The organism is Candidatus Poriferisodalis sp., assembly GCF_965214215.1.
In the GTDB taxonomy this organism is placed as follows: Bacteria; Actinomycetota; Acidimicrobiia; order Acidimicrobiales; family Poriferisodalaceae; genus Poriferisodalis.
Window position 1 is genome coordinate 2183607 of sequence record NZ_CBDCBD010000003.1, and the last position, 16469, is coordinate 2200075.

Here is a 16469-nt window from a genome sequence, read left to right on the forward strand (position 1 = left end):
AGGCGAGAGGATTGACGACGATGGCATCAGCCACGACGCGACCGTGGGACCCGGCAGACCATCTCGCCACACCCGGCGATGCAAGGGCCTATCTCAACGCAGCTCTCGAAACCGGCGAGACGCGGTTGATTGCGGCAGCGCTCGGCGACATAGCGCGTTCTGAAGGAATGTCCAAGATTGCTGCCGCCTCGGGACTTGGGCGCGAAAGCCTGTACAAGTCGTTGTCCACGGAAGGCAACCCGGCATTCTCAACGGTGCTGAAGGTACTCAACGCATTCGACCTCAAACTGCACGCAATCCCCGCCGGTGCTGCCACGGCGCAGCCCTGAGCTGCGGGCCAATCGGCTCATTCATTGAGCCTTCGCGTTCTTGTGGGATTCGGGCTGCTGGGCGCGGCGGTCGGGTTAGTAGCAGGCCGCGGGCTTCGAAGTTCTGGTAGTCGGTGAACCAGTGGGCTTTGCGCCGCAGGACCTGGAGCAGGTTGTTTGTTCCCTCGATACGTCCGTTGGAAGGCCGTCCGGCGCGGTGTCCGCTGATCTTGACCTGAAGAGGGCTCGTTGCGTGGCGGCGTCAGTAGCCCAGGTCCAGGTAGACGGGGCCGATCAACGGCTCGCCGGCGACCCGCGACGCCACATTGGCAGCGACCCGCTCGGCGAGCAACGCCAGGCCCATCTCAGGTGTGTTGCCGATGTGGGGTGTGATGAGGCAGTTGGGCAGGTTCCACAGCGGATGACCGTCAGGCAGCGGTTCGGGATCGGTGACATCCAGCGCAGCGCCGCCGATCTGACCTGCTCGCAGGGCCTCCACCAGGTCGTCGGTGACGATGTGGCCGCCGCGCGCAACGTTCACGATCCAGGCGTGGTCGGGCAGTGCTGCGAGCTCGGAACCGCCGATGATCCCGGTCGTGTCTGGCGTCAGCGCCAGCGCCAGTACCAGCACGTCGGTGCCTCCCAGGACATCTGCGAGAGCATCGGGACCCACCACGCGCGCAGCGCCGGCCATCGGCTGCGGCCGGTTGCGCAATACCGTCACCTCGCAGTCGAACGGTGCAAGCAGGCGCAGCAGCGAGTCAGTGATGCCGCCGCCGCCCAGGATGGTCACCGAGGCTCCGAGCAGGTTGCGACCCTCCGGTGCGCTCCACTGTCCCGCTCGTGCGTAGGTCGCCATTCCCCGCATGCCGGCCAGCGCCAGCATGAGCGCATGTTCGGCAACGGGTTCCGCGTACACGCCCTTGCCGCAGTACCACTCGACGGCAGGCCGGGCGGTCACGATGTCGACCACCGGCTCGATGCCGGCGTAGGGAAGCTGCACCCATTCGATACCGGGATTGGCGTCGACGAGCTCAGCGATCAGGTGCGCCTGGGTGGGTTCGGCCCACACCAGGGCTGTCGCCGACTCAGGTGCGCTCACCGTGCCGCCGCCCCGCGCCACCGCATCAGCCAGCACGGGGCGCCTCCAGCACTCCGGTTCGACGGCGACCCGCACGCTCATCGTCGGCTCGTCATCGAACGGCGACGGCGGTCCAACCGTCCGGGGGAATTCATCACGCTCGCGTTGTCTCACGACCACGCTGACTCTCGATCTCGTCGGTCTGTCGCACGTCTGGTCAGCGGCCAGCAGCCATGACGCCGCCGTCGGGGAAGATGATCTCGCCGGTCACGAAGCTGGCCTCGTCGCTACACAGGTACAGGCACGCGTTGGCGATGTCGTTGGGCTCGCCGAGGCGGCCGAGCGGCGTCTCGCGCTCACGCTCTTGCACCCACCGTTCGTTGCCCAGCACCGCACCGCTCATGGATGTCTGGATGTAGCCGGGCCCTACGGCGTTGACACGGATGCCGTAGCGGCTGAGCTCTAGGGCAGCGCAGCGGGTCAGCATCCACACGCCGGCCTTCGACACGCAATAGTCGGAGCTGCCCTTGAGCACATTGGTGCCGGCGATCGAGGAGATATTGACGATGGCCCCGCCGCCGTTGTCCTTCATCTTGCGGGCCACGGCCTGATTGGTGAGCATCACGCCGGTCAGGTTCACGTCGATCACCCGCTGCCACGATTCGAGCGACTTGTCGATGAAGTACAGGTCGCCGCGGTCGAAGCGGTCCTGACCGGCCTGCTCTTCGATCTCACGGCTCACGTAGCCCGAATGCGAGATTCCCGCAGCGGCCACGCATGCGTCGATGCGCCCAAAGGCATCCACCGCGGCATCGGCCATGGCGTCGTTCTGTTCCTGATCGGAGGTGTCCACCTGGACCGCGATGGCATCGCGGCCCACATCGTTGATCTCAGCGACAACGTTCGCCGCCCGATCAGGATTCAGGTCGGCCACCACGATTGACGCGCCCTCAGCCGCGAAACGCAGCCCGCAGGCCCGCCCGATCCCCGACGCCCCGCCGGTGATGACGGCCACCTTGCCCGCCATGCGGCCCGCAGTACCGCCCGACGCCGATGTGCCACTTGCTGCCATGGTTCCTCCCGCTCTCGCGCTGACACCGACGTCCCCGCCGGATCCCTGCATCGAGGCCCAACCTGCGATGCGGCTCAGATCATGCCCCATCTGCGCACAGCAGGTCGGCTGAACGACTCCGCTCAGTCGGAGTTGCTCACCCGAGACTTCAGGCCCTCGCGCCGCCCGCGGATGAGCCGCCACGTGACCCGTTCGTGCCGGGGCGAGATGCCCATGGCCTGGCGGATGATGCGCTTGTCGACGGCATCGGGAGACGGCGAGAAGCCGATCTCGGTGGCCATCCGGACCCCGTTGCGTGCAAAGAACGACGAGGCGATGCGCTCGAACTGGGCCAGCACCTCCATCTCGGGTTCCAGCTCGCCGGTCACCGAGCACAGGTAGGCGAAGTTCTTGATGAACAGCATCAGCTCCTTGGGTATGCGTGCGCCGTTCGCCAGCAGCCCAGAGATCAGCGCCCGAAATTCCGCGGTGAACTCGTCTTCGGTGAGCTCCAGGGGGTCGAAACCGGGCCGATCCAGACGCAGCTCGGCGATGACCTGTTCGGGATCGCTGCCGGGGCCGAATGCGCCGAGGTCGATCATCCCGGAGATCTGCGACTCCAAGTCGCCGGTGAGCAGGCCGACCACGTAGCGCAGGAATGCCACCCGCTTGGGGCCTTCGAGCCGGCCGGTGATGCCGAAGTCGACCAAGCCGATCACAGGCGGCTGGCCCGGCGGGGTCCCTTCGGTGTCGATGAACACATTGCCGGCATGGAAGTCGCCGTGGAACACACCCGTGACGCAGGCGCCGTGCAGCAGCGCATCGTTCATCTGGCGGAAGATCGCTGCCGCCTCGCCGTCGGCGAGGTCGTCGGGCCGCAGCTCGCTGAGCGGCCTTCCCGCCACGCGGCTCATCACGATCACACGCTCGGTGACACCGTCGAGGACCGGCTCAGGCACCTGCCAGCGACCGGTCGTGGTGGCACGCAGCGCGCGGTCGACCTCGAAGAGGTTCGCCACCTCCACCCGGAAGTCCAGTTCCTCGGTGATGGTCTCGGCGAACAGCTCCACGAGCGCCGGCGGGTTTGCCAGCGCCGTGATCGGTATGCGGCCTACCAGCTTCGGGGCGACCCACGCCAGCACCGCCAGGTCGCGCTCGACACGTCGGCGAATGCCGGGCCGCTGCACCTTGACCATGACTTGGGTGCCGTCGGGAAGTCGAGCCGCGTGGACTTGGGCGATGGAGGCCGCCGCGGTTGCTTCAGTGTCGAAATGCGAGAAGCGTCCCTCGAGGGGTCCGAGATCATCCTCGACGACTGCGCGGACTGCCGGCCACGGCTCGGCCGGGACCTGGTCTCGGCACTGTCGACACTCGGCGACGAGCGCGTCGGGGAATACGCCCTCGCCCGCTGCGATGAGCTGCGCCAGCTTGATGTAGGCAGGGCCGAGCTTGGTGGCGGCCAGCCGCAGGCGGCGGTAGGTCTGCTCGCGTCGCTCGTCGGGACTGAGCCGGCGGTCCAGCAGCCGGCCGGCGTAGACCGCCCAGCCGATGCGTGCTGCAGTGGTGACGAGTCGAATCAGCGGGGGGAATCGAGGGCGGGCGATCAGCTCGGGGACGCTGGCGTGGATTGCTCGGCGCAAGGGCGCGATCTCGGCCAGGTAGCGGTCCCGCTCCGCTGAGGTCCCAAGATCGACAGGTGTGCTGGCAGGCGGCAGTGTCCCCGCAGTCATGCGTTCCGCCAATGGCGGGGTGTTCAGCCGCAAGTGCATGCGCGAGGGACCCCAGATTCCGAGCGAGAGCGGCTTCCATTGCACGGGTTCGCTCAGCTCGAAGCTCTCGACACGATCGACGAAGGCACGCAGCGCCTCAGCCAGCTCCGCTCGGGCCAGGAATGCGCCGAGGCAGTGGTGTGCGCCGCTGCCGAATGCGAGGTGCGGATGCTCGCGGGGGACTGAGGGATCGAACCGGTAGGGATCAAGGCCGGCCCGGTCAAGCTCGGCGTGGGTGTCTTGTGCTGAGGTCGCACTGTGTCGGGGGCACCCCCCGCTGAGGCTGGCGGCGTGCAGTCCGATCATGACCACCGTGCCCGCCGGGAACAGCAAGTCGTTCACGACCACGTCGGCGGTGGCGACGCGCATCGCGGTGCGCACGGCCCCGATGTAGCGCAGCGATTCCTCCACATAGGCCGGAATGCGGTCGGGATCGGCCCGCAACGCCGCGTACTGCTCGGGCCGGTCGGCGAGAACTGCCAAGGTGGCGCCGAGCTGGTTGCGCGTTGTGTCGGTGCCTGCGATCAGCAATGCCTCGACCATGCCGATGAGCTCGTCTTCGCTCAGCCGGTCGCCCTCGTCGGAAATGCCGATGAGCTCGCTCAGCAGGTCGTCGGCGGGTTCGAGGCGCCGACGCTCGATCAGGTCGACGACGTACGCGCCCAGCTCGGCCTGGGCGACCGCGATGTCGCCGAGCCTGCCCACCACGGCCTCGGCGTCGCCGTCGAAGAGTCCGAAGATCGTCTCGGCCCAGCGGCCGAACTGGCCCCAGTCGTCGTCGGTCACGCCGAGCAGCCGGCAGATGACCGGCACCGGATACGGATCGCACAGCTCCGAGACGACCTCGCCGCCGCCGGCAGACACCAGCCGGTCAACCAGCGTCGACGCATGTGCCGCCATGAACGGACGCAGCCGGTCCGCAGCGGCAGGAGTGAACGCACGACCGAAGAGCCGTCGCAGGCGGCGGTGGTCGTCGCCTTCGACAGAGAGCACGTTGGGGCGGGCCCGCATCGCCTCCCCGCCGGTCCCAACGGGCGCATCTCCGCTCGCTCGTGCCATCAGGGCGCTGAAGTTCACCGATGTGCGGCCTGTTCCGTTTGACCCGGCGCTGTGCGACCCGCCGCCAGCCGGCCCAGTGCCGTCGAGCATTGCGACACCTGCGAGCACCGAGATCCACGCAGGATCGCGCAAGATGGACCGGGCCTCGTCGTAGCCGTGGACGAACAGGCCGAACGGCGTTTGCACGACCCAGTCCCCGGTACGGCCGAGTTCCCGGCTCATTGCCACGAGATCGGCGAATTCCCCGATGGCGAAGTCGGCAAATGGCACCGCCCCTGCGTCGTCGACCGTACGCGTCGGTTCCGTTGCGGCCGCAGTGCTGCTCACGGCCCCCATCTCATCACGCCCGGCGGCAAATGCCACCGCGCATCGCGTCGGCATCGGTCACGCGCTCCGACAGACTGACGCCGTGCAGCAATTCCGCCGGCTGACAGTGCTGATCGCCGTTGCGGCGGTTCTGGGGAGCTGCGCGGTACACGAGTCGACACGCGGTGGTGGTCTCGTGCCGCCGACCGGCCCCGCGGTCACCGCTGCGGCCCCGGCGCCCACCGTCGTGACGGTCACCACCGGCGCACCCATCGCAGCCGCTCTGTCAGGCACCTTCCTGCCCCCCCAGACCGCCAGCGCCGCGGGTTCACCACAGCCCGCCATCACGAAGACCACGGCGGATGGGAATGACGCCGTGCTGCCGCCCCCGACGGTCGCGTCGGATGTGCTGGGCCCAGCCACGACCGACGGGGATTCGCCTGCCCACGTCCGGGACGTTCTGGCGACCGCAGAGCCACCGGCGGGCTTCGGCGAAGGAGTGCTGGGTGTGAGCGGTCCCACCGGCATGCAGGTGTGGCCAGTCATCATCGCTGACACCTCCCAAGCACGGCGGCGTGGCCTCATGGGCGTGACCGATTTTGCGGCGATGGGCGGCTACGCCGCAATGGTGTTCATCTTCGAAGGGGACACCTCGGGCGCATTCTGGATGCGCGATACGCCGCTGCCGCTGCGGATCACCTTCGTCGCCGCGGACGGTTCCGTGGTCTCCGGGACAGACATGGCGCCGTGCCTTGCGCCGACGCCGTCGAATGAATGCGAGCGCTACCTCCCAGCCGGCCCCTACCGCTACGCGATCGAGCATCCCATCGGCGCGGCCTTCGACATCGGCCTCGCCGATGCCGATTTCGTCGAAGTGACCGTCGAGTAGTGCCCGGGCATGCGATGAACGCACATGCGATTGCAGCCAACGCGCACGAATCCGGATCGCTCCAGCGCCAACTACGCTGCGATGCCGCGGCCGCCTGCGGTGTCGCTGCGCTGCCGACATGACGGGAGTTGGATCGGGACCATGCTGAGATTCGCCGAGGAAATTCTGCTCCTGCTGCTGCGAGACGACGACGGCAAGCTGATTCATGTGCCCGAGCGCACGCTCGACCGGGTGATTGCCGGCTCGGTGCTCATGGACCTGGCGATGGAGAACCGGATCGACACCGATCTGGAGAAGCTCGTGCTGATCGACGCGACGCCGATCGGCGACGGCCTGCTGGATCCCACGCTGGCCCAGATCGCTGCCCAGCAGTCCGAGAGCGACGCCCGCCACTGGGTGGAGTTCGTGGCGTCACGAGCCGAGGGCATCCGCGAGGAAGCCTTCGCCCGGCTGGTCGACCAAGGCATTCTCGAGCGCAAGGACGATCGTCACCTGTGGGTGTTCCGATCGCGCCGCTACCCGATGGTCGACGGAAAGGCCGAGCGCGAAGTGAAGCTGCGCATCATGGGCGTGCTGTTCAGCGACGAGATCCCCAGTCCGCGTGACATCGTGATCATCGCGCTCGCCGATGCGTGCGGGATCTTCGGTGAGCTGCTGTCCAAGGCCGAGCTGGAACAAGCGACGCCCCGCATCGAGCAAGTGCGCAAGCTGGACCTGATCGGTCAGGCCATGACACAGGCCATCCGCGACATCGAGATGTGGCTGGCCAGCTCCACAGTCAGCCGCTTCATGCTCTAGCAGCGCGGTCGGAAGGTCGCATTTCCCGCATCTTCCCGTTGCAAGACCGCTCGGGCACGCCGAGCAGCTCACGCAGCTCCGACGCTGTGGTGTTCTCGCCGCCCCCGCTTCTGACGGTGAAGTCCTACAGTCGCGCCCATGGCAGGAGCACTGACTGACCCGAAGCAGATTCCGCTAGAGGAACTCGACGCTGCCTATGCAGCGATCATGGGCGAGATCGTCTCCACCGGCGTCGCGCCCCACTATGCCGAGCTGGCCCGCACGCTGGGCGTCGAGCCTGGGCGCGCCAAGGCCGTCATTGCGCGGATCATCGATCTCACGCCGGCGTGGCTGCATCCGGGCACCGACTACATCGCGTCGTTCCCGCCGTTCAACAACCAGCCCACCCAATACCGGGTGAGCGTCGACGGCGAGCAGCGCTGGTTCGCCCAATGCGGCTTCGAGGCCTTGGCGTGCCGCTGGCTGTTCCCGGGCCGGACCGTCACGGTGGATGCGCCGTGTCTGCTGGGGGGCGATCCGCTGCGGATCGTGATGCGTGACGAGGAGATCACGTCGATCGACCCGCCGACCATGGTCGGCTACACCCGCAGCATGGTCGGCGGCGACGCCGCAAGCCGGCCGTTCCGCTGAGCGGGCATGAATCTCTTCCGGTCGGAAGAGCACGCCCGCAACTGGGAGGAATACGACCCCCGCATGGCCCACCTGCTGCGGCCCGTGGAATGGTGGGCGGAGACGTTCGCATCGCCGATGTTCCGGGCGCGTGCGCGCAGCGACTTCATTTCCTGGGTGAGCGGGCCCGAGGGCGCCGCGGCGTTCGACGAGCTGCGGGAACGGATGTCGCCGCCTCGACCCGACGTGCGCGCTACGACAGCGGCGGCGGCGGGGCTCAGCAAGGTCGACATCGGCGCGGTGGACGGGGCATCGCCCGACGACCGCAGCGTCGAACACAGCCTGATGCGCGCCTGGCCTGCAGCGGTGCCGACCGAGACTGCCCGTCACTGGCGCAACACCGCCAGAGCGATGATCGTGGCCGTACCCGCCGACGCGCTGCCGGGTGCTGACCCTCAGTTGTGGACTGACACTCGACGGTCGGCGGTACGCGACGTTCAGGCAGCCACCGGCTGGCTTGCGCGAGCCGACGTGGGTGCCGGCGACGTGCGGCTCACCCACCGCTTGGCGCAGATGGGCTGGGGGGGCGAGGTGGCCGATCAGCCCGGCTGGACGGCCATGGAGCAATCTGCGCGGGCCATCCTCAAGTGCCAATCGCTGGCCGAGCTCAACTAGCCAGCGCGAGCACCGCGTTCAGCGTGGCCTGGGCGCCTGCCGTGGCGTGCTCGGGCAGGATCGACTCGGCTTCGTTGTGCGACAGGCCGTCGGCGCAGGGGATGAACAGCATCCCGGTGGGCGCAACCATCGACACATAGCAAGCATCGTGACCGGCACCCGAGGTGATGTCGACCGGCTCGAAACCTGCCGCGACGGCGCCTTGACGCACGGCATCCACGACGGCGGGGTCGAACACGATCGGCGGCGAATACCAGATGGGTGTGATCTGGGGGCGGGGGAGTGACCGCCAACTGTGTTGCCTGACGCCGCTCGTTGCGGCGCTGTGCTGCCCGACGCCGCTCGATGCGGCGCTGTGCTGCCCGACGCCGCTCGTTGCGGTGCTGTGTTGCCCGACTCCGCTCGATGCGGCGCTGTGCTGCGGGCCGAACGCCGGGCCGTCGGCGAAAGCCAGCAATTCGTCGTGCATGGCTTCCAACTCGGCGGCGTCAGGATGACGCAGATCCACCGTCAGCGAAACCGAGCCTGCCACGGTGTTGCGCGAACCGGTGCCGACCGACAGGGTGCCCACTGTGGCGCGCCCCTCTGGTGCCCGGCGCGCCGCGATCTCGTCGGCTTCGCACACCAGCCGGGCGGCGGCGACCATGGCATCGGCGCGATGCCCCATCGGGGTGCTGCCAGCGTGCGCCGATTGCCCCTCGATCGTCACGTCGTACCAGCGGATGCCCTGCACCCCCGTCACAGCGCCGAGCGTGACCTCGGCCGCCTCCAGGATCGGGCCCTGCTCGATGTGCGGTTCGATGTAGTGCCCGATCGGTCGGCGGCCGGCGCTGTCAGGCTCGCCGCATGGCTCGGTGCTGGCTGGCTCGCCGCATGGCTCGGTGCCCGCGTAGCCGATTCGAGCCAGCTCACCGCCGAGCGTGGTGCCGTCGACTCCGGGCGCTGCCAGTCCATCGTCGAGGCTGAACGCCCCCGCATAGACGCCGGAGCCGATCATGGCCGGAGGGAATCGTGCCCCTTCCTCATTCGTCCACGACACCACTTCGACCGGGGCAGCGGTGATGACTTCGTTGTCGTGGAGCACGCGCAGCACCTCGAGGCCCACCATCACGCCGTAGGCACCGTCGTAGCGGCCACCAGTGGGCTGGCTGTCGAGATGGCTGCCGATCACCACTGGTGCGCGCCTGGGATCGCTGCCCTCACGGCGGGCGAACAAGTTGCCCATCTGATCGATGTGCACCGTGCAGCCCAGCTCACGCACCCAGGTCACGAATTGGTCACGCCCCGCCCGATCTTCATCGGTGAGCGCCACCCGGGCCACGCCACCTGCTGCGGTTGCCCCGATCTCTGCCAAGGAATGGAGCGTTTGCCACAGGCGCTCGCCGTTCACCGGATACGGGCTTGCGTTCACAGTGGCCACCTCCGTTTGCGGCACCACCATTGTGGCGACGCCCGAATCCGTCCGCGCTCAGCCGCCGTGTCGCCACGCCGTTGGCCGCTGCTCAGCTGAGCGGGCGGGCCGAGGGGGGCATCGGGCTCGGCAGAGCCGTATGGCCCATCAGCGCCTCGTCGACCGCTGCGGCGCACGCTCGGCCCTCGGCGATCGCCCACACGATCAGGCTCTGGCCGCGGCCCATGTCGCCACACACCCACACGCCGTCGACGCTGGTGCGGTAATCGTCGTCGCGCGCAACATTGGAGCGCGCATCGGTCTCTACGCCGAGCTGGGCCAACAAGCCCTCCTGCTGTGGTCCCACGAAACCCATTGCCAGCAGCACGAGCTCGCATTCGAGTTCGAATTCGGTGCCCTCCACCTTGGAGAATCGACCGTCGCTGAACACGACCTCGTGCGCCCTGAGGCCTCGCACCGTGCCGGAATCGTCGCTCAGCAACTCCTCGGTGTTGACCGAGTACATCCGATCACCGCCTTCCTCGTGAGCCGAGGAGGTCCGGTAGACCATCGGATAGGTCGGCCACGGGTTGGCCGAAGCCCGCTCATCGGGCGGCCGCGGCAAGATCTCAAACTGGTGCACGGATGCCGCGCCTTGGCGGTGTGCGGTGCCCAGGCAGTCGGCGCCGGTATCGCCGCCGCCGATGATCACCACCCGCTTGCCTTCGGCGCTGATCGGCACATCGAACGGGTCGAGGTCGCCTTCCTGCGCCTTGTTGGCCCACGGCAGGTACTCCATTGCCTGGTGGACGCCGTCGAGCTCACGACCCGGAATCGGCAGATCGCGCCACTGGGTTGCACCGCCTGCGAGCACGAGCGCGTCGAAGTCGGCCTGCAAGTCCGCCACCGGGATGTCTACGCCGACCTCGACGCCCGTGCGGAACTTCGTGCCCTCCGCGCTCATCTGGTCGAGACGCCGTTCGATGTGGTGCTTTTCCATCTTGAACTCGGGAATGCCGTAGCGCAGCAGGCCGCCGAGCCGATCGGCGCGCTCGAACACCGTGACGTCGTGTCCGGCGCGGGTGAGTTGCTGCGCCGCAGCGAGCCCAGCCGGTCCCGAGCCCACCACGGCCACGCTGTGACCAGTGCGCGAAGCCGGCAGCTCGGGGCGCACCCAGCCCATTTCGAAAGCCTTGTCGATGATCGCGACCTCGACCTGTTTGATCGTGACCGGATCGGCGTTGATGCCGAGCACGCACGCGCCCTCGCACGGCGCCGGGCACAGTCGGCCGGTGAACTCAGGGAAATTGTTGGTTGCGTGCAGTCGCTCGATGGCGTCGTGCCAGCGGTCGCGGTAGACGAGATCGTTCCAGTCAGGGATGATGTTGCCGAGCGGGCAGCCCGAGTTGCAGAACGGCACGCCGCAGTCCATGCAGCGGCTGGCCTGGGTGCGCAGGTCCTCGTCGGCGAACGGTTCGTAGACCTCCCGCCAGTCGCGCAGGCGCACCGGAACCGGGCGCCGCGTCGGCAGCTCCCGGTCGTGCCGCATGAATCCCCGGATATCACCCATGTGCAGCCGCCATCACAGCCTCGTCAGGGTCTTGGCCCCCTTCGGCGGCAGCGGCCCGGGCCTCGAGCACCCGCCGGTAGTCCTTCGGCATCACCTTGCGGAAGCTGCGCACCTCACTGTGCCAGCGACGCAGGATGCGCTGGGCCGGGGCCGAATCAGTCTCGGCGAGGTGCTTGCGCAGTGCTGCGCGCACGGATTCGGCATCGGCGTCGTCGAGCTGTGGCTCCAGATCGACCATTTCGGCGTTCAGATTTCGCCAGAAGATGTCATCGGGGTCGTACACGAACGCCGCGCCTCCTGACATGCCTGCGCCGAAGTTGCGGCCGACGCTGCCGAGCACGACCACCATGCCGCCCGTCATGTACTCACAGGCGTGATCGCCCACGCCCTCGACGACTGCGGTCGCTCCGGAGTTGCGCACGCAGAATCGCTCGCCGACGGTCCCGCGGATAAACGCTTCGCCACCCGTCGCTCCGTACAGGATGACGTTCCCAGCGATGATGTTGTCCTCCGCCACGAACGCAGCGTTCGTCTCGCGAGGCGGCCGGACGATCAGACGCCCGCCCGACAGCCCCTTGCCGAGGTAGTCGTTGGCGTCGCCGAACAATCGCATCGTCACACCGCGCGGCACGAATGCGCCGAAGCTCTGCCCAGCCGACCCGTTGAAGGTCAGGTCGATCGTGTTGTCCGGCAAACCGTCGCCGCCATGCGCGGAGGTGACTCGGTGGCCGAGCATCGTTCCGACGGTCCGGTTCACATTGCTGATCGGCAGTTCCGCCCGCACCAGCTCGCGGCGCTCAAGCGCAGGCGCCGCCAATTCGATGAGCTGGCGGTCCAGCGCCAGCGCGAGGCCATGGTCCTGGCTCTGGGTGCAATAGCGATCCTGCGGCCACGGTGTCTGCGGCTCAGCCAGGATCGGCGACAGGTCCAGGCCGTGCGCCTTCCAGTGCGCTACTGCAGCGGTGGTGTCCAGCCGATCCACCCGTCCGATGGCTTCGGGCAGTGATCGGAAGCCCAGCATCGCCAGGTATTCACGGACTTCCTGCGCGATGTACTCGAAGAAATTCACGACGAATTCGGGTCGGCCACCGAAGCGCTTGCGCAGTTCGCGGTTCTGGGTCGCCACGCCCACAGGACAGGTGTCGAGATGGCAGACGCGCATCATGATGCAACCCGAGACCACCAGCGGGGCCGTGGCAAAGCCGAATTCTTCGGCGCCCAGAAGTGCTGCCACGATCACGTCGCGCCCCGTCTTCAGCTGCCCGTCGGTCTGCACCACGATCCGGTCTCGCAGGCCGTTCAGCAACAGCGTCTGCTGCGTCTCGGCGAGGCCCAGCTCCCATGGGGCGCCAGCGTGCTTCAGCGACGTCAGCGGAGAGGCCCCGGTACCGCCGTCGTGGCCCGAGATCAGCACCACATCGGCCTTGGCCTTCGACACGCCGGCGGCGACGGTGCCCACGCCCACCTCGGCAACCAGCTTGACGTGCACGCGCGCCTGCGGGTTGGAGTTCTTGAGATCGTGGATGAGCTGCTTGAGGTCTTCGATCGAATAGATGTCGTGGTGGGGCGGCGGGCTGATGAGCCCGACGCCGGGTGTCGAGTGGCGTGTCTTGGCGATCCACGGCCAGACCTTCGGACCCGGCAGCTGGCCGCCCTCGCCGGGCTTGGCACCCTGGGCCATCTTGATCTGCAGATCGTCGGCGTTGGTCAGGTACTGCGAGGTGACGCCGAAGCGCCCTGAGGCGACCTGCTTGATGGCCGACCGTCTCAGATCTCCGTTGGGATCGGGTACGTAACGCTCAGGGTCTTCGCCGCCCTCGCCGGTGTTGGACTTGCCACCGATGCGGTTCATGGCGATTGCCAGCGTCTCGTGCGCCTCGGCCGAGATCGAGCCGTAGCTCATCGCTCCGGTGGAGAATCGCTGCACGATCGCCGAGACCGGCTCCACCTCGTCGATCGGGATCGGCCCGCCGGGCGCCGGGCACAGCTCGAAGAGGCCGCGCAGCGTCGCCAGCTCAGTGGACTGATCGTCTACCAGTTCGGTGTACTCCTTGAAGACTTCGTAACGGCCGGCGCGGGTGGAGTGCTGCAGCTTGTATACGGTCTCGGGGTTGAACAGGTGGTACTCGCCCTCGCGCCGCCACTGGTACTCACCGCCCGCCCACAGATCGCGGTGGGCGGCCTCGGTGGGGTTGTCGAGGTAGGCGAACTGGTGCCTTTGGGCGACCTCGGCGGCGAGCACATCGAGACCCACACCGCCCAGCTTCGAGGTGGTTCCCGTGAAGAAGCGATCGATGACGTCTTCCCCGAGACCTACAGATTCGAAGACCTGCGCCCCGGTGTAGCTGGCCACCGTCGAGATCCCCATCTTTGACATCACCTTGAGCACGCCCTTGGTGCATGCCTTGATGTAGTTGCGCTTGGCGGCGCGCTGGTCGACCTCGGTGATCACGCCTCCACGCACCATGTCGTCGATCGACTCGAAGGCGAGGTACGGGTTGACGGCGCTGGCGCCGTAGCCCAGCAACAGGGCCATGTGATGCACCTCGCGGGCATCCCCGCACTCGGTGACGAGGCCCACCATCGTGCGGGTCTTGTTGCGCACCAGATGGTGATGCACGGCGCCTGTCAACAGCAGCGAGGGAATGGGCGCGTTCTGCGCGTCGCTGTAGCGGTCCGAGAGGATGATGATCTGGGCGCCGTCGGCGATCGCCTCGTCGACCTGCTCGCAGACGTCCGCGATCGCACGCTCCATACCCGGTCCGCCCTCGTCGACGGCGTACAAGCCGTCGACAGCGAACGGCTTGTACTGGTGCGTCGTGTCGGCCGCGGTGTCGTTCGAGGCCGCTGTGCTCCTTGACGCCGCTCCATGCGGCGCTGTGCTGCTTGACGCCGCTCCATGCGGCGCTGGGCTGTTTGACGCCGCTCCATGCGGCGCTGTGCTGCTTGACGCCGCTCCATGCGGCGCTGTGCCGTTCGTCTGTGATCGGGCGGCCCGCAGATCCTCGTCGATGTACAGGATTTTCGCCAGATCCTCATTCGACAGGATCGGGGAGGGCAGCACGATCTGCCGACAAGACTCGGGACCTGGCATCAGCAGGTTCCCCTCGGGGCCGATCTTGGCCTTCGTGGAAGTGACCAATTCTTCGCGGATGGCATCCAGCGGCGGGTTGGTGACCTGTGCGAACAGCTGGCTGAAATAGTCGAAGAGCAGCCGCGAGCGTTTCGAGAGCACCGCGATCGGCGTATCGGTGCCCATCGAACCGATCGGTTCGGTGCCCGTGCGGGCCATCGGCGCGATGAGGATCCGCAGTTCTTCGGTGGTGTAGCCGAACGTGCGCTGGCGCAGCGTCACCGAGGCGTGCTGCGGCGTCAGATTGAATCGAGGCGGCAGGTCTTCGAGGTGCGCGAGCCCATCGGCCAGCCAGTCTCCGTAAGGCTCGGCATTCACCAGGTCGCGCTTGATCTCGTCGTCGCCGACGATGCGGCCCTGCGCGGTGTCGACGAGGAACATGCGTCCCGGCTGCAAGCGCCCCTTCTGGATGATCTTCGCCTGATCGATGTCGGCCACGCCGACTTCGGATGCCATCACGACGAGGCCATCGGAGGTGACCCAGTAGCGGGAGGGCCGCAGGCCGTTGCGGTCGAGCACGGCGCCCACGACCGTGCCATCGGTGAAGGCGATGCTGGCCGGGCCGTCCCACGGCTCCATCAACGAGGCATGGAATTCGTAGAAATCGTGGCGGTCCTGGGGCATGCGGGCATGGTTCTCCCAGGCCTCAGGAATCATCATCAGCACTGCATGGGGCAGGCTCCGCCCGCCGAGATGGAGCAGCTCGAGCACCTCGTCGAAGCTGGCGGTGTCCGACGCGCCGGTCGTGCACACGGGGTACGTGCGCTCCAGTTCGTTCTTGCCGTCGGCATCGGTGAACAGCGGGCTCGACAGCGTGCCCTCTCGTGCCCGCATCCAGTTGCGATTCCCCATCACCGTGTTGATCTCGCCGTTGTGGGCGAGCATGCGATACGGGTGTGCGAGCGGCCACGAGGGGAACGTGTTGGTGCTGAAGCGAGAGTGCAGCAACGCGAGCGCTGACTCCATGCGGGGATCGACCAGGTCGGGATAGAACTCCGCGAACTGGCTGCAGGTCAGCATTCCCTTGTACACGAGGGTGCGGCACGACAGCGACGGAAAGTACGGGGCGGGATCGATCTCGTGCTCGGTGCGCTTGCGAGCGACATAGACACGCCGCTCAAGATCCAGTCCGTCGAGATGCTCGGCGCCGGGGGCCGTCGGCACCTCGTGCGCGTTCGCCGCAGCGGCGGGCGCAGCCACGAACAGCATCCGGAACACCGGCATCGGATCGGTGGCGAACTTGCCGAGCGATGACGGATCGGTCGGGACATCGCGCCAGCCGAGTACCTCGAGTTCCTCGTCGACCATGATCGCCTCGATCGCGGCGGCAGCAGCGTCGGGGTCAGTGCGAGGCAGGAAGGCCGTGCCGACGGCATAACGGCCAGCCGTCGGAAGCTCGAAGTCGCAGACGGCGCGCAGGAATCGGTCGGGAACCTGAACGGTTATGCCGATGCCGTCTCCGACGTTTGCCTCCGCTCCAGTGGCGCTGCGATGGTCGAGGTTGACCAAGCATTGCAAGGCCTGATCGACGACGGCCCGGCTCGGCACGCCCGACATGTCGGCAACGAAGCCGACACCGCACGAGTCGTGCTCGAACGCCGGGTCGTAGAGGCCTTGTGCCGCAGGTGGGGTCGTGAAGGGGCCGGCGCGTACCGCAGGCCGGTCTTTCGCTCCTGGCACCACGCCCGCGGTCGGAGTGTCAGTTGTCGCAGTGTCATGGATGGGCATCGGCGACGTCCCGGTGAGCTGTCAGCGCCGGCTTCGCCGGTGCGCATGCGAGTCGAGTTCCCGTGTTGGGACTCGGTGGCTGCAGGGACGTCGTTGGCCCTGC

General features: G+C 67.5%; 11 protein-coding genes. 5 read left to right on the forward strand and 6 right to left on the reverse strand.

Going from position 1 to position 16469, the window contains the following annotated elements; all coding sequences use genetic code 11:
• Positions 1-20 precede the first annotated feature (20 nt).
• Positions 21-329 carry an addiction module antidote protein gene (locus ACOOF5_RS12340; protein WP_420439552.1) on the forward strand — a complete coding sequence of 103 codons (309 nt, stop codon included), beginning with the start codon at positions 21-23 and terminating at the stop codon, positions 327-329.
• A gap of 241 nt (positions 330-570) precedes the next feature.
• Here ACOOF5_RS12340 and ACOOF5_RS12345 read toward each other — a convergent pair whose 3' ends face one another.
• The 3 genes from ACOOF5_RS12345 to ACOOF5_RS12355 all read right to left on the reverse strand — a co-directional run bounded on the left by ACOOF5_RS12345 (position 571) and on the right by ACOOF5_RS12355 (position 5595).
• Positions 571-1491, reverse strand: coding sequence for a D-isomer specific 2-hydroxyacid dehydrogenase family protein (locus ACOOF5_RS12345; RefSeq protein ID WP_420439554.1), 921 nt, complete (start codon positions 1489-1491; stop codon positions 571-573).
• Positions 1492-1606: 115 nt separating this feature from the next.
• The gene (locus ACOOF5_RS12350) at positions 1607-2461 is read right to left on the reverse strand and encodes an SDR family NAD(P)-dependent oxidoreductase (RefSeq protein ID WP_420439556.1); all 855 of its coding nucleotides are present in this window, start codon (positions 2459-2461) and stop codon (positions 1607-1609) included.
• 122 nt (positions 2462-2583) lie between these two features.
• A complete protein-coding gene (locus ACOOF5_RS12355) occupies positions 2584-5595 on the reverse strand; it encodes a cytochrome P450 (RefSeq protein WP_420439558.1) in 3012 nt (1003 codons plus the stop codon).
• A gap of 82 nt (positions 5596-5677) precedes the next feature.
• On the opposite strand from ACOOF5_RS12355, the gene ACOOF5_RS12360 reads away from it, so the two are divergent.
• From ACOOF5_RS12360 to ACOOF5_RS12375, 4 genes are all read left to right on the forward strand, one after another.
• Positions 5678-6463 carry a DUF192 domain-containing protein gene (locus tag ACOOF5_RS12360; protein ID WP_420439560.1) on the forward strand — a complete coding sequence of 262 codons (786 nt, stop codon included), beginning with the start codon at positions 5678-5680 and terminating at the stop codon, positions 6461-6463.
• A 24-nt stretch (positions 6464-6487) separates the two neighbouring features.
• The gene (locus ACOOF5_RS12365) at positions 6488-7261 is read left to right on the forward strand and encodes a GOLPH3/VPS74 family protein (RefSeq protein WP_420439562.1); all 774 of its coding nucleotides are present in this window, start codon (positions 6488-6490) and stop codon (positions 7259-7261) included.
• A gap of 138 nt (positions 7262-7399) precedes the next feature.
• Positions 7400-7891 carry an organomercurial lyase gene (gene merB, locus ACOOF5_RS12370; RefSeq protein WP_420439564.1) on the forward strand — a complete coding sequence of 164 codons (492 nt, stop codon included), beginning with the start codon at positions 7400-7402 and terminating at the stop codon, positions 7889-7891.
• Between the two features lie 6 nt (positions 7892-7897).
• Positions 7898-8545, forward strand: a complete 648-nt coding sequence (locus ACOOF5_RS12375; RefSeq protein ID WP_420439566.1) for a hypothetical protein — start codon at positions 7898-7900, stop codon at positions 8543-8545.
• Here the strand turns inward: ACOOF5_RS12375 and ACOOF5_RS12380 are convergent.
• From ACOOF5_RS12380 to gltB, 3 genes are all read right to left on the reverse strand, one after another.
• A complete protein-coding gene (locus ACOOF5_RS12380; RefSeq protein ID WP_420439568.1) occupies positions 8538-9986 on the reverse strand; it encodes a Zn-dependent hydrolase in 1449 nt (482 codons plus the stop codon). The genes ACOOF5_RS12375 and ACOOF5_RS12380 overlap by 8 nt on opposite strands.
• Before the next feature lie 61 nt (positions 9987-10047).
• Positions 10048-11505, reverse strand: coding sequence for a glutamate synthase subunit beta (locus ACOOF5_RS12385; RefSeq protein WP_420439570.1), 1458 nt, complete (start codon positions 11503-11505; stop codon positions 10048-10050).
• Positions 11498-16366 (reverse strand): glutamate synthase large subunit, encoded by a 4869-nt coding sequence (gltB, locus tag ACOOF5_RS12390; protein WP_420439572.1) that lies wholly within the window; start codon positions 16364-16366, stop codon positions 11498-11500. The genes ACOOF5_RS12385 and gltB overlap by 8 nt, the downstream gene beginning before the upstream one ends.
• Between the last annotated feature and the right edge of the window lie 103 nt (positions 16367-16469).

Coding starts and splice junctions, on each gene's coding strand:
- ACOOF5_RS12375 (WP_420439566.1), top strand. CDS start 7,898: ATGAATCTCTTCCGGTCGGAAGAGCACGCCCGCAACTGGGAGGAATAC.
- ACOOF5_RS12350 (WP_420439556.1), bottom strand. CDS start 2,461: ATGGCAGCAAGTGGCACATCGGCGTCGGGCGGTACTGCGGGCCGCATG.
- gltB (WP_420439572.1), bottom strand. CDS start 16,366: ATGCCCATCCATGACACTGCGACAACTGACACTCCGACCGCGGGCGTG.
- ACOOF5_RS12340 (WP_420439552.1), top strand. CDS start 21: ATGGCATCAGCCACGACGCGACCGTGGGACCCGGCAGACCATCTCGCC.
- ACOOF5_RS12365 (WP_420439562.1), top strand. CDS start 6,488: ATGCGATTGCAGCCAACGCGCACGAATCCGGATCGCTCCAGCGCCAAC.
- ACOOF5_RS12380 (WP_420439568.1), bottom strand. CDS start 9,986: ATGGTGGTGCCGCAAACGGAGGTGGCCACTGTGAACGCAAGCCCGTAT.
- ACOOF5_RS12345 (WP_420439554.1), bottom strand. CDS start 1,491: ATGAGCGTGCGGGTCGCCGTCGAACCGGAGTGCTGGAGGCGCCCCGTG.
- ACOOF5_RS12385 (WP_420439570.1), bottom strand. CDS start 11,505: ATGGGTGATATCCGGGGATTCATGCGGCACGACCGGGAGCTGCCGACG.
- merB (WP_420439564.1), top strand. CDS start 7,400: ATGGCAGGAGCACTGACTGACCCGAAGCAGATTCCGCTAGAGGAACTC.